The organism is Porphyromonas sp. C0041D3 (assembly GCF_056590575.1).
On the sequence record NZ_JBWPWJ010000003.1, the window covers coordinates 277587 to 291603 of the forward strand.

Genomic DNA, 14017 nt, shown 5'->3' on the forward strand with positions numbered 1-14017 from the left:
CCTTTCTCCTCTCTCCTCGATTCCTTATGGTAATGGATTTGCAATAAATAGGTACATTTGCGCAGAAGTATATCAAGAGTCAAAGACATGCAAACACATTGTTATCGACTGGAGCTTCGGAAGGTGGGCACCTTTGCCCTATCTCTGCTGATGATCGGGCTCCTCTTTTCCTCCTGCGCCACTCGTAAGGATGTAGCCTACGTACAGACCCCGGAGCAGGTGATGACCGTGGCCTCCAATGGTCTGCAAGATGCACGCATCCGCGCCAAGGACTTGCTCACCGTCACGGTGGAGTCCTCCAATCCTGAGGCTGTGGCTGCCTTTAACGGCATCTACTGGACTCCCAACCAGCAGTACAGCACTTATGCTCAGCAGGCGAGGACTTTCCTCGTGGATAATGAGGGAAATGTGGAGCTGCCGGTCGTAGGTCTGACCCACGTGGGGGGATACACTATGCGTGAGGCAGAGAGCCACCTCAAGGAGATACTCAAGAAGTACATCACCGACATCTCCTCGGTCAATATCAAGATCCAAAACTATAAGTACTCCGTGATCGGAGAGGTGAGACGCCCCGGGACCTTTACCTCCGAGAATACGAAGGTCTCGATCTTTGAGGCGCTGGCCAATGCCGGAGATATGTCCATCCAGGGTGTCCGCACGGAGGTGAAGCTGATGCGCGAAAATCCGGATGGTCACCGCGAGATAGTGACGCTCAATCTGCAGGACCCCAATATCCTCTCCTCACCCTACTACTACCTGCAGCAGGGTGACGTGGTCTACGTGCAGCCCAATGATGCTGCCGCCCAGAGTGCCAATATCGGTGCCGCGACAGGCATCATCTTCAGCATCGCCTCCCTGACACTCTCCGTAGCCAATATCCTGATCAGTCTACTCGTGAAGTAATAGGCATGAACCCATACGACAGCTCCACCGGAGCACCCTCCAATACCCCTCTTCTCTCTGAGGAAGCAGGTCACGACGAGCAGGAGCTTGATCTCTCCACGCTCCTCGCGTCATACCTGAGCCACTGGCCGCTTTACCTCCTCTCGCTGCTCCTCTGCCTGATCCTGGGGTGGCTCTTCATCACCACCTCCAGACCGAAGTACAGAGTGGCGACGACCATTCTCTTCAATGACCCACAAGACGGGAAGGGAAGCAAATATGCCTCCGCTATGGGGGAGCTGGACCTCGTCTCCATCGCGACCGGCGGACTAAATCTCAATGTCGACAACGAGATGCAGCTGATCCAGTCACGCGAGATGCTGCTCCAGACCATCAAGGAGTCCCACTACTTCCTCGACTTCTCGAGCCGGCACGGTCTCCGGACTCAGGTCTACTGGCGAGACCTCCCCGTCAGGATCACGATGGAGCCCTTTGACAAGCTCGATCAAGTCAAGGCCCCTCTCGAGTATACGCTGACCTCCTCCTCCGATGGGATGACCCTCACAGATAAGGGTACCGGCGAGACAAAGGTCATCACCCAGCTGCCGGCGACAGAGGTGACCGAGTATGGTATCCTCTCGTTACAGAAGGGCGACAGCCTGGCTCTGGAGAGCGAGATGCCGGACGAGCTCACGATCACCATACACTCTCCACTCGCCATGGCAGAGCAGATGACCAACGGACAGGTCTCCGTCGAGCGTGTGGAGAAAAATAGTAATGTCTCCTCCCTCTCCATCCTCTCCGACAATCGCCTCAAGGGCGAGGACTTCCTCACCAAGCTGGTAGAGGTCTACAATCGTATGCGTGCCATCGACAAGAACGCGGCAGCGCAGCGACAGTACGACTTTATCAATGAGCGAATCTCCCTCATCAGCCAGGAGCTGGGGAGTGTGGAGTCCAATCTCGAGTCGGTCAAGAAGTCTCAGGGCGTCACCAGCTACGAGGACCTCGGCGTCATCGTACAGAGCAGTGCCAAGCTTGCCGAGGAGGTGTCGCGGATCCAGACACAGCTTAAGGTGGTGGATCACCTGATCTCCTACGTCAGAGCGATGGGAAAAAATGAGTACAACCTGATCCCCGCCTCGCTCGGCGTGGAGGATGCCTCGCTCAATAGTGCCGTCGGTCAGTACAATACGATGGTCCTCGAGCGGAATTCTCTCGCCGCCTCTGTCAGTCCCGAGCACCCGCGTCTCAAAGCGCTCGAGAAGGATCTCGCTACCACTCGTGAGGGTCTCGTAGGCGTAGCCGATGTGACCCGTCAGGGACTGCAGATCCAGTTCGAGGGTCTCAAGGGTATGAAGGGAAACTTGCAGGGAAAGATCTCACAGGCTCCTACCTTTGAGCGTATCACCACCGACATAGAGAGGCAGCGGAGCATCCGCTCCAATCTCTACCTGATGCTCCTGACGAAGCGGGAGGAGACCTCGATCTCTCTCGCTGCATCGCTGGAGAGCGCCAAGTTAGTTGATCCGGCTCTCGCCGATGCCACCCCCTCGCAGCCCAAGAAGCCTATCGTCTACCTCGCTGCCCTGATACTGGGTCTGCTCCTGCCTACGATTTACCTCTACCTGAGGCGGCTGACCCGGACCAAGATCCGCACAGAGGATGACATTCGTCGCCATACCCCCCTCTCTATCCTCGGTACCGTGCCTCATATGTCTGATGATCACTTCGGAGATCAGACCGGTGAGATCGTCGTCAAGACTCGAGACAGCGACGTGATGACGGAGGTCTTCCGCACCCTGCGTACCAACCTCAATTTCGTCACCGGCAACAAGCGACCCCTTGTCCTCCTCGCCACCTCTACGGTACCGGCAGAGGGTAAGACCTTTGTCGCCTCCAATCTCGCTGTCTCCCTGTCGGCACTTGATGAGAAGGTACTCATCATCGGCCTTGACCTCCGTAATCCACGCCTGTCGCGTACCTTCAAGGGGCAGCACATCCACGACCGCCACGACTCCTCTCACGATCATACTCACGGGATGAGTGAGATCCTCAATGATCCCACACTCGACCCGATGGACTTCGTGATGGACATGCCGGACTACCCAGGTCTGTCGGTATTGCCGGCCGGTAAGATCCCGCCCAATCCCTCAGAGATGCTCTCTCGTCCACGTCTGGACGACGTGATCGAGCAGCTCCGGGACCACTTTGACTACATCATCATCGATAGTGCGCCCTGCGGACCGGTGGTCGACACCGTCATCCTCAGCCGTGTCGCTGATGCGACGATGTACGTCACCCGCTACCGCAAGACGGACAAGCGCGACCTCGAGTACATCAATTACCTGTCCGATGCCGGCAAGCTCCCCAACGTCTCCATCGTCCTCAATGACGTCAAGACGGACACTAAGGCGCTTAAGAAGGGATACGGCTATGGCTACGGCTACGGCTATGGGTACGGCTATGGCTATGGCTATGGCTACAGCAGCGACAAGAAATCCTCGGATCAGCACAAGTCCTGAGGTAATCTGTCGATAGATACCACCTCACCTCGGGGACCGCACCGCCATCAGCGATGCGGTCCCCGATCTATACAGTTAAATCACGCCAGCGGGAGAGGCTCCATGTCGGCAGGCCCTTATAGGCAGTGTCCCCCTGATGCACGCCCCCTCTATGCGACTAAGGGAGAGAAAAGAGCGAGGGCTGCGCCACCGGTGATCCCGGAGAAGCGCAGCCCTCGCTCTTAGTATTTCTGGGGGGTATGATCAGAATTCGTAGCCGACCATCACGAAGAAGTTGACATTCTTCGGTGAGCCGGTGAGTGTCTTCGTATCCTTCAGCTGGTTCACGAAGCCATACTGTCCGCCCACGGTGAGGAGGAAGTCATCATACCTCAGCCCGAGGCTGGCGTTTAGGCCACTGTCGATGCGACGCAGCTCACCATCCTTACCGAAGGAGTCGTGCTTCTCCTTGGAGCTACTGCCTGTCCCATTTTTCCCATAGAGACCGATGCCAATGTAGGGTCCAAAGTTGGCGATCACGTCGAGATCGTCTGCCACCTCGCGACTGACACGGAGGGTCACAGGGATGTCGAGGTAGTTGAGATCATACGAGAGTGCCTTGTCGGCAGTCTTTGTGTACGCCTCACCCTTTTGAGAGAAGAAGACGCCCGGACGGACGCCAAACTCGAAGCCCTTGTACTCATAGACCTCAAAGTCTGCGTCCACTCCGACCCGGACACCCGAGTGGAGCGACCGAGTAGCACCGGGATAGGCGGTGAAGTCCTTGAGGAAGCTCCCCTGATATCCGACATGGACGGCAAAGTCCACATCCAGGTCACACTCTTTCTCCTCCTGAGCGTTCGCCGGCAACGACAGTGCCACGGCGGATAGTGCCGCAAGGGCACCGAAGATCATTTTTCTCATATCTATTTACTTGATAAAAACAATGATTATTCCGGGCACAAAGGTAGCTAAAAAGCTTCTCTTACTCCGACAGCACCGTCAGCTCTGCCCCGGAGGCGAAGTCGGCTCCACTCTGAGACGAGAGAGCGGTAAAGCGCACATAGCGAGCCCTCATCGGGTGACCAAAGCGAAGGGTCTGCCGCGACCTCGACCGCTCCATGGTGCCACGTGCCACCTCCTGCCACGTCTCCCCGTCGCTGCTGACGGAGAGGGCATAGTCGCGTATGTCGCCATTGATGCTTCCGTCCTGCCTCGGCAGATAGGTGACGCCCGCGATCGATCGCTCCTCACCACAGTCGAGCGCCACCCAGTGAGGATAAGCGGCGACGGTGACGGAGTACATACTGTGCCAGATCGTGGAGGGATCGCCATCGAGCAGATGGGCGACGCTGCCCTCACCACTCTCCTCGGAGGAGACACCGCTTATGGTCACGGGGATCGTCGTGATCCGCTCGTACCGATGCTCCGTGGCGATCCAGTCGCTCCCCTCCGGCCACGCACGGACCACGCCTCCCTCACGGAGGTCAAAGGGGCGCTCATACCGTACCGCCGGCTTGCCGTCGATCGAGTAGCGGATGGGCGACGATCCGGAGAGCGTCACGAGACCGGTACCACTCCGCTGCATCGTCACCGGCAGGGCGGTCGGCGTGGCGACCACGCCCGTCGCGCCCAAGGGACGGATCTGGAGCGTCATCGTGTGGGGACCGCCCATCACCCGATCCTCTGTCAGCGGACCACCCTGACCGCAGGAGTTTCCCCCGAGACCGGTGACAGCGAGATCCATATGGACATACGTCCCGTCAGACTGCGGGAGCTGGTAGGGGTGGGGCGCCATCGCCAGCTGCATCTGACTATACGGCAGCACGCTCATACTCCCTCCATAGGTATAGATCACCAGCCCGGACTGCCCGGAGGCATCCGTCAGGCGACCGTACCGCACGCCCTCCCGATTGCCCATGCTCTGGGGCTTGGGGAAGGGGACAAATTGCTCCGCCACACTGCTCGAGTACTCCCCGAGGAAGGCACCGGTCTCCCGGTCGGCGTAGTTATTCCACGGACCGCGACCGTAGTAGGTGTAGCGGTCGAGCTCGCGTGGCAGGCGCATCGAGAAGCCTACCCGGGCGAGCGCCAGAGAGGGCTTATTGCTCTCCACCGAGGCGCTGAGGGTGATCGTCCCATCGGGACTGACGGTCCAGATGTAGGTGGAGGAGAAGGTGCAGTCCTCGGGACCAAAGGGCTTCTCAGGGTGATCCTTGAGCTCAAAGCGTCCGCTCACCCCGCCGCTGAAGTCGGTACCGTAGGGAGCCCGGCTCTCCACTCGGTAAAGGAGTGAGATGGAGCCGTCGGCATTGGGATGCACGGTGCGTGAGAGCACCCGGTGGCGGAGGTTGTGGAGGCCATTGGCAAACCATGCCGTAGAGGTCCAGTTGTCGTTATCCGTCGGGGCGCGGAAGGGATCCAGTCGCGGACCATTGCCGGCGGAGATCACCTCCCGACCACCGTAGACAAGGCGGTCGATCGTACCCTCGCGGTCATCGAAGCAAACCGAGAAGCCCTCACCGGAGATCGTATTATCGTCGCCGAGAGTCAGCCTGACCTCTCCGTCAAAGCTCTTTGCCGAAGGGGTCGCCGGCCTCAGCTCCAGCTGCTCTGCCATCTGCACATAGCCCGCCTCGGCCCAGGGTGTCTCGTATCTCTGGCGCAGCCGGATGGTGACGAAGTACTCGTGGTCTCGAGAGGTGTCCTTGCGGCTAAAGGGGAGGGTCACCACCGCAGCCTCACGCGGAGCGATGGAGGGCATCTCAACCTGCTCCGTGCGGACCTCCCGTCCGTCCTCCAGCAGTGCCGGCTCTAAGTAGAGGTCATTGAGAGTGGTGAAGTACCGCTTATTGAATATCCTCACCGTCCCCTCCTCTGCCAGTGCCTCGTTACTGATCCCGACGTCTTGGTAGACCTTTCGCACCTCGTAGTAGGCGGGCTTCGGCTCGTGGGTCGGCAGCAGGATCCCATTCATGCAAAACATCCCGCTATTGGGCTTGTCGCCAAAGTCCCCTCCATAGGCGAGATACCGGTCGCCGGTCTCAGGATCGGTCGTCCAGAGTGCCTGATCCACCCAGTCCCATATTGCACCGCCCATGAAGAAGTTGGTGCTCTCGATCGCCTCCCAGTAGTCGACGAGGTTGCCCACCGCATTGCCCATACTGTGGGCATACTCGCTGACGTGGAAGGGGTACTTCAGATTATACTTCCCCTGTACCGCCTCCCGCATCCAGGCGATGGAGGGGTACTGATTGGAGCCTATGTCGACGATGTCGTTATTCCGCTCGTACTGCACCGGGCGAGATTGGTCAAAGGCCTTGATCGCATCGTAAGCGGCGACGAAGCACTTCCCCGGCCCCGCCTCATTGCCGAGCGACCAGATCAGGATCGAGGGCTCATTGACATGCGCAGCCACCATATTCATCGTCCGCTGGACCGTCGCGTTGGTAAATTCCGGCACGTGCGACAGCGATGCTTCGCCGTAGTAGTAGGCGTGGCTCTCGCAATTGGCCTCATCCTCGAGGTAGAGCCCAAAGAGGTTGCAGAGGTAGTAGAATATCGGAGTATTGGGATAGTGCGAGAGGCGGACGTGATTGATATTCCCCCGCTTCATCAGCATTATCTCGTCGATCATCTGCTCTCGCGTGATCGTATTGCCGGTCTCGGGGTTGATCTCCTGGCGATTGACCCCCTTGAGCTTGATCGGCTTTCCATTGAGGTAAAAGTAGCGCCCCGCGAGACCAAATTCATCCTCCTCAGCGGGCGTATCGCGGATCTCAATTTTCCTAAATCCCGTGATCACCGAGAGGGTCTGAGCCACTCTCCCGCGCGGGTCGAGGAGCTCGCCCACCAGCGTGTAGAGGTGCGGTCGCTCCGCCGACCAGAGGTCGGCATTGCGGAGGGAGAGGGTCGTCTCGGTGACGGACGCCTCGCCCCGTGGTGTGCCGGGGAGGTCGGTCGTCACGACGATGCCGGTATGGCTATTCTTCTGGCTGTAGAGCTCGTTACGATAGAGTGAGTAGCGGATGCGCCACCCCTTTGCCGTGCGAGCGGAGCGGTTTCGCAGCTCCGTCCGGATATGGAGCGTCCCGTCCCGATAGCTCGCATCGAGATCGGGCGTCACGGCGATGTCCCGCACGGCGACGGAGGGGCTGCTCGTCAGGTAGACCGACCGGTAGATCCCCGGCAGGCGCCACATATCCTGCGCCTCGAGGAAGGAGCCGTCACTCGAGCGGTACACCTCGACCGCCACCGTATTTACCCCCTTGCGGAGGTACTCGGTGATGTCAAAGGTGGCGGTGGAGCGGGAGTCCTTACTGAAGCCGACATACTTGCCATTGATCCAGAGGTAAAAGAACGAATTGACTCCATCGAAGTGGAGCTCCACACGTCGGCCACCCCAGTCTGCCGGGACCGTGAAGTCCCGCCGATACGAGCCCACCTCGTTGCGATCCTTATAGGTGGTCCAGTCGGTCGGGGGCGTGCGCATCACCCCGCCCCGCCAGTCACCGGGCGTGACCGTGTGCTTAAAGATGTAGGGCTGATTGCAGTAGATCGGCGTGCCGTACTTCAGGGAGCCGTCGGGCTGGATCCCCGCCACACTCCAGCAGGAGGGCACCGTGATCTCATCCCAGCGGGAGACGTCATACCCGGGTCGGTAGAAGTCTCTCGGTCGCTCACCGGGGTTGCCGACCCAGTGGAAGCGCCACATACCATCGAGCGACTCGTAGTAGGTGCCCGGTGTCTCCGGGAGGTACCGGCGGGCGGCATCGACGCTCTTGTAGGAGAAGAAGTAGGCCGCCGGCTGCTCGCGATTGAGCCCCAGCCGCTCGGGCGACTCCCACTCGGAGCCGTCGGGAGCCGGCGTGGTGCCGTACTCATAGCCGGCAATGGGGTGCAGGATCTGCGCCTGACCGATCAGCGGCAGGCAGAGGAGCGCAAGCAGGGATAGGGTAAGTCTCTTCATCGTAAGATAGTGTTGGATGGGCAAGCACACTCCGCAAGAACTTATGCTTAAGGCTCCTCCGGACAGCTCGTTGTGATGTAAAGATACCCCTATTTCCCCACAGCAGCCATTGCGGGTATGATAAAAAAAGGAGCGAGGCGGTCTGATGATCGCCTCACTCCTTTTTTATGCTTTCGTACTCAGGGGATCAGAAGGTCCACTTGGCAGCAATGGTGGGACGGACGTGGAAGGCCTCCGGGAGGAGGGTATTGTACTCCATCCTTAGCTCGGTACCGATAGAGAGATTGAGCTCATCCGGCACGCCGACAAATTGGTTTACATTGCACCACACCTGCGGCTCAGCGCGGAAGATCACCCGACGGCGAGCCTCATCGGCACCGAGGTTGGTCCTCAGGACGGCGAAGCCGCGGATGGTCCACACGCGATTCCAGCTGGTCCAGGCGGCATCGCCCCAGAGCTGGAAGTTGTGCGGCTTCTCGTAGCCAAAGTCATACCGGTAGCTGGGCGCCACGGTGAGGTCGACATACTCGTTGTGGAAGCGGTAGGAGATACCGGAGGAGAAGGCGTGGGTGCGGTCGGCCATGTAGCGCATGGCGCCGTGGTACTCGAGGCGAAGGGCTAAGGGAGCGTCAACAAACTTGATGTCCCTCTGCAGGCGGGCATCCAGGTCGTAGAGCCGCTCGGAGGCGGGATTGAGCCGGATGTAGCCATAGTTGCGTCCCCACTTGTCGTAGGAGAGGTGACCGAGCTTGATGAGGATCGGCTTCTCTCCCGAGAGGTCGTTGTAGATGTGTCGACCGAAGTCGTAGTGGATCTCAGCCGTGGTCTGTGCTGTCGCGGTGAGGGTGGTGAGGAGTAGCGCCGACGCAAGTGCCGGCAGGAGTTTCTTCAGTAGTGTCATATGTTACTTATTACGGATGATATACTCGCCGATCTGGATGGCGTTGAGAGCCGCGCCCTTGCGGATCTGGTCTGCCACGCACCAGAAGGATAGGCCATTGGGGTCCGTGAGATCCTGGCGGACACGGCCGACGAAGACCTCGTCCCTCCCGGAGAGGTCAAGCGGCATCGGGTAGACCTGCTGTGCCGGGTCGTCCATCAGTATGCAGCCCTCGCCTGTGCGGAAGGCCTCCTGAGCCTCCCCGGTCGTCATCGGGTGCTCCAGCTCACACCAGACCGCCTCGGAGTGGGCGCGGAGTGCCGGCACGCGGACGCAGGTGGCGCTGACACGTATATCGGTCCCCATGATCTTGCGGGTCTCGTTGTACATCTTCATCTCCTCCTTCGTGTAGCCATTCTCCTGGAAGACATCGATATGAGGGATGAGGTTAAAGAGCAGCTGGTGGGAGAATTTCTTCACCTCCAGCGGCTTCCCCTCGGCGTAGTCGTGTGTCTGCTGCTCCAGCTCCGCCATACCGCTCGCTCCGGCACCGCTGGCGCACTGGTAGGTGGCGACGTGGACACGGCGAATGTGTGTCTTACGCTCGAGCGCCTGCAGGGGCACCACCATCTGGATGGTGGTGCAATTGGGGTTGGCGATGATCTGACGGGGAGCCGAGAGGGCGGCAGAGGCATTCACCTCCGGCACCACGAGCGGCACATCCTCATCCATGCGGAAGGCGCTCGAGTTGTCGATCATCAGGGCGCCATGCTTGGTGATGGTGGAGGCAAAGGCCTTAGACGTGCCGGCTCCGGCGCTGACGAAGGCGATATCGATGTCGCGGAAGGCATCCCCCTCCTCGAGCAGCTCCACGGTCACCTCCCGCCCCTTGACGGTGTAGGACCGCCCGGCACTGCGCTCCGAGCCGAAGAGGCGGATCCGGTCGCAAGGGAAGTCCCGCTCCTCGACCAGCTTGATCAGCTCCTGTCCCACGGCACCACTGGCGCCGACGATTGCTATATTCATACTATTCTTTCCTTTCTCAATTCTTTAGTGCAAATGTCCGATTTTCCTACGACTTCCGTCGCTCCAGCGTGGTGAAGGTGTAGGGGAAGGCGTTGGACGGGTCGGCAGGGTGCGGCTCCTCCCGGACCAGCTGCCACTCCGCCGGGTCGATGTCGGGGAAGTGGGTGTCTGCGCCGGGGAACGTGTGGTGCACCAGCGTCACATAGAGCCGGTCCGCCCGGTCGATCAGCTGCTCGTAGATCTGCCGACCGCCGATGACGAATATCTCGTCCGCCCCCTCAGCGAGGCGGAGCGCCTCCTCCACCGAGTGCGCCACCACAGCCCCCTCCTCCACGGTGTAGTCACTTCGGCGGGTGAGGACGATATTCAGCCGTCCCGGCAGCGGTCGGCGGGGGAAGGACTCGTAGGTGGTGCGCCCCATGAGGATCGGGTGCCCCATGGTGGTCTCCTTGAAGTGGCGGAGATCCCCCTTCATACTCCTCCCCCAGGGCATGTCGCCCGCCTGCCCGATCGCTCCGTCGCTGTCCATGGCGACGATGAGGGAGAGGGTGCTTGTCTTACTCATACTGATACTTTGCCTGATATGTGTGGCCAGGGATGGTAGTCCTCCAGCGTAAAGTCGTCGTAGGTGAAGTCCTCGATCCGCGTCACGCCCGGTCGGAGCCGCATCGTCGGCAACGCTCTCGGCTCCCGCGTGAGCTGCTCCCTGACCTGGTCGAGGTGATTGAGGTAGATGTGTGCGTCGCCAAAGGTATGGATAAAGGTGTCCGCCTCCAGCCCCGTCACTTCCGCCACCATCATCAGCAGGAGGGCGTAGGAGGCGATGTTGAAGGGCACCCCGAGGAAGAGGTCAGCGCTCCGCTGGTAGAGCTGGAGGGAGAGCTTCCCGTCCGCGACGTAAAATTGGTAGAGCACGTGGCACGGTGGCAGCGCCATCCGGTCGATCTCCCCCACGTTCCACGAGTTAACGATCATCCGCCGGCTGTCGGGAGACTTGCGGATCATCTCGATCACCTCAGCCAGCTGGTCGTGCGTCTCGCCCCCAGCATCGAGCCAGTGTCGCCACTGAGCACCGTAGACCGGCCCCAGGTCGCCCGCCTCGTCGGCCCACTCGTTCCAAATCCGGACGCCATGCTCCTGCAGGTACTTCACATTCGTCTCGCCCCGGATAAACCAGAGCAGCTCGTAGATGATGCTCTTCAGGTGGAGTTTCTTCGTCGTCAGTAGCGGGAAGCCCTCGCTGAGCGGGAAGCGCAGCTGTGCTCCGAAGAGACTGATCGTGCCTGTACCGGTGCGGTCCTCTTTCCTGTGTCCCTCATCCAGCACCTTTTGCAGTAGATCGAGATACTGTCTCATGGCTCCTCCGTCGTCGTGGTACTCTGTGAGCGGAGGGGCGTCTCGCTACCGCCACTGCTGACGAGGCGACAGCCCATGCTCGCATCGGTGACGAAGCCGATCATCGTCACTCCCGCCAGCCCCTCGATCAGCTCCTTGTCCGTGAGGGGGAGGGTAAAGAGGAGCTCGTAGTCCTCGCCACCATTGCAGGCGATCGCGGTGGGGTCCAGCCCCAGCGTCTCCGCTTGCTGTCGCGTCTCCCCAAGGATCGGCAGCCGCTCCTCATAGATCCGGCAGCCGACGCCCGAGAGGTCGCATAGGCGAAGGAGATCGCCCGCCAGCCCCTCCGTCACCTCCGTCATCGCTGAGGGACGTATCTCGGTCCCAATGGGTGACGGGCTGAGGTCGTGACGCGCCACGGGGCGCATCTGGCGGGAGAGGAAGTAGGCACCACCGCCAAAGTCCGGTGCATAGTCCTCCTGTCCCATCCGGTCAAATACCTGCTTCTCACGCTCCAGCATCGTCAGTCCGAGGAAGGCGGCACCCAGGTCGCCCGTGACGCAGATCAGGTCATTGGCCTGCGCTGTGTCGCTCCGCAGGTACCGCCCGCGCTCCACGCTCCCCACCACGTGGGTCGAGAGCATCAGCCCGGTACGTGACGAGGTGAAGTGGCAGCCCATAAGCCCACAGCCGTAGGTCTCGCACGCCTCGCGGACGCCGCTCATCAGTGCCTCCACATCCTCCACTTGAAACCTCGCTGACAGCCCCACCGACACCTCGACGCCCTCTGCCCTGCCGCCCATGGCGACGATGCGGGAGACCCCCTTGGTGACAGCCTTGAAGCCGAGGTACCTGAGGGGGAAGTAGACCAGGTCAAAGTGGACCCCCTCCAGCATCATGGCCGAGGCGGAGATCATCTGACGGCCCTCGCCCGGCTCCAGCACCGCGGCATCGTCGGCCGGGTCGGTCAGGAGGGGGGAGGAGTTGGGGGCGGGACGGAAGGACTTCAGGATCCTCTCCCTCAGTCCTGCCGGTCCTATATTAGCTATTTCCATACGCAACGCAATTCTCTATTCTCACAAAGTTACCTTTTTCCCCACCAATCCCCGACCCGTCCCCCAGGGGTGACGCATTTAAGCGTTAGGGTAATCATATACCAAAGGGGGGCTCATCCGGGAGGCACCCGAAGGGTGCTCGCTCCATAGGCATCGGTCATCCGCGAAGCGGTGACCGATGTGCCGATACCCGCCTTAACCCCCTCGACCCCTTGCGGGTCGCCGAGCAGAAATCCCCTTTCCCGGCGACCCCGCCAGGGTGTCGCACTTACCCAGTCAGTCAATCAGTGCGACACCCTGGCGGGGTCGAGGATTGCTTGCGAGGCCGGGTCCACGGGTCTTCGGGGCTACGCCCCTTGACCCGTGGCTAAACACCGTGCACCCCTGCCGGGGTGCCTCGTTCCCCACCCTTCATAATGAGTTGAATGGCTTCTGTAATGATCAAATGTGTCACCCCTGTCCGTTCCCCCAGGGGTGACGCATTTGAGCTCTACTGCAAAGAAGTGACAATCCCTATCGCTGTGCAATCCCGACTGCCGATCCCGCAGGGGCGGAGCCCCGGAGGGATCGTCGGCTTTTAGCCCGGGTGTCGAGGCACGAAGTGCCGAAGACCCCGGGTTACCGACGATACGCCTTATATATACGACCCCGTTAGGGTGTCGCACTCCACGGGCAAGCTTGATAGTGCGACACCCTAGCGGGGTCGTGGGGCTTTTTTCCACCGAGCTATCCCGGGGTCTTCGTCGGGGCTTGCGCCCCTCCTTGACACCCGGGCTAAACACTGAGCACCCCTGCCGGGGTGCCTCGTTCCCCACCGTTCATAATGAGTTGGTGGACTTCTGTGCTACTCAAATGCGTCACCCCTGACCCGTCTTCTCGGCAGACCGGGCGGGAGGGGCGTGATAAGTTTGGATATGTGCGGGATAAGTCGTACCTTTGCACCACAAAGCAAGGGAGGAAAGACATATCGCGGGGTGGAGCAGTGGTAGCTCGCTGGGCTCATAACCCAGAGGTCGCAAGTTCGAATCCTGTCCCCGCAACTACTGAGGTACGACTATCTTCTATGAGGATGGTCGTACTTTTTTTGTCTCCTAAGGGACCGACACGCCAGGGGTGACGCATTTGAGCTTTAGGGTAATCATATGCCAAGGGGGCTTATCCGGGAGGGACCCGAAGGGTGCTCGATCCATAGGCATCGGTCATCCGCGAAGCGGTGACCGATGTGCCGAGACCCGCCCCTACCCCCTCGACCCCTTGTGGGTCGCCGAGCAGAAATCCCCCTTTCCGACGACCACGCCGGGTGTCGCACTTATCAGGGAGTCAGGCAACCAGTGCGACACCCTTGCGGGGTCGCGGTGTCGTTTGT

General features: G+C 60.3%; 9 protein-coding genes and 1 tRNA gene. 3 read left to right on the forward strand and 7 right to left on the reverse strand.

The annotated features are described in order from the left end of the window. Window positions 1-87 precede the first annotated feature (87 nt). Both AC1EKE_RS03680 and AC1EKE_RS03685 read left to right on the forward strand, forming a co-directional pair. A complete protein-coding gene (locus AC1EKE_RS03680) occupies window positions 88-903 on the forward strand; it encodes a polysaccharide biosynthesis/export family protein (RefSeq protein WP_480308253.1) in 816 nt (271 codons plus the stop codon). A gap of 5 nt (window positions 904-908) precedes the next feature. Then, window positions 909-3407: a polysaccharide biosynthesis tyrosine autokinase gene (locus AC1EKE_RS03685; RefSeq protein WP_480308254.1), complete on the forward strand. Its 2499-nt coding sequence runs from the start codon at window positions 909-911 to the stop codon at window positions 3405-3407. Between the two features lie 243 nt (window positions 3408-3650). On the opposite strand, the gene AC1EKE_RS03690 is transcribed toward AC1EKE_RS03685, so the two are convergent. The 7 genes from AC1EKE_RS03690 to thiL all read right to left on the reverse strand — a co-directional run bounded on the left by AC1EKE_RS03690 (window position 3651) and on the right by thiL (window position 12651). Beyond that, window positions 3651-4310, reverse strand: coding sequence for an outer membrane beta-barrel protein (locus tag AC1EKE_RS03690; protein WP_297129426.1), 660 nt, complete (start codon window positions 4308-4310; stop codon window positions 3651-3653). A gap of 61 nt (window positions 4311-4371) precedes the next feature. Further along, window positions 4372-8355: a glycoside hydrolase family 2 TIM barrel-domain containing protein gene (locus AC1EKE_RS03695; protein ID WP_480308255.1), complete on the reverse strand. Its 3984-nt coding sequence runs from the start codon at window positions 8353-8355 to the stop codon at window positions 4372-4374. Window positions 8356-8542: 187 nt separating this feature from the next. Further along, on the reverse strand, window positions 8543-9256 hold the full coding sequence (locus AC1EKE_RS03700; RefSeq protein WP_297129429.1) for a DUF5020 family protein: 714 nt from the start codon (window positions 9254-9256) through the stop codon (window positions 8543-8545). Window positions 9257-9259: 3 nt separating this feature from the next. Continuing rightward, window positions 9260-10261, reverse strand: a complete 1002-nt coding sequence (locus AC1EKE_RS03705) for an aspartate-semialdehyde dehydrogenase (protein ID WP_297129431.1) — start codon at window positions 10259-10261, stop codon at window positions 9260-9262. A 46-nt stretch (window positions 10262-10307) separates the two neighbouring features. Further along, window positions 10308-10826, reverse strand: a complete 519-nt coding sequence (locus AC1EKE_RS03710; protein WP_297129433.1) for a dihydrofolate reductase — start codon at window positions 10824-10826, stop codon at window positions 10308-10310. After that, window positions 10823-11617 carry a thymidylate synthase gene (locus AC1EKE_RS03715; protein ID WP_297129435.1) on the reverse strand — a complete coding sequence of 265 codons (795 nt, stop codon included), beginning with the start codon at window positions 11615-11617 and terminating at the stop codon, window positions 10823-10825. The genes AC1EKE_RS03710 and AC1EKE_RS03715 overlap by 4 nt, the downstream gene beginning before the upstream one ends. Next, window positions 11614-12651, reverse strand: a complete 1038-nt coding sequence (gene thiL, locus AC1EKE_RS03720) for a thiamine-phosphate kinase (protein ID WP_297129437.1) — start codon at window positions 12649-12651, stop codon at window positions 11614-11616. The genes AC1EKE_RS03715 and thiL overlap by 4 nt, the downstream gene beginning before the upstream one ends. Before the next feature lie 968 nt (window positions 12652-13619). Here thiL and AC1EKE_RS03725 point away from each other — a divergent pair. Then, window positions 13620-13691 (forward strand) — tRNA-Met (locus AC1EKE_RS03725). Window positions 13692-14017: the final 326 nt, after the last annotated feature.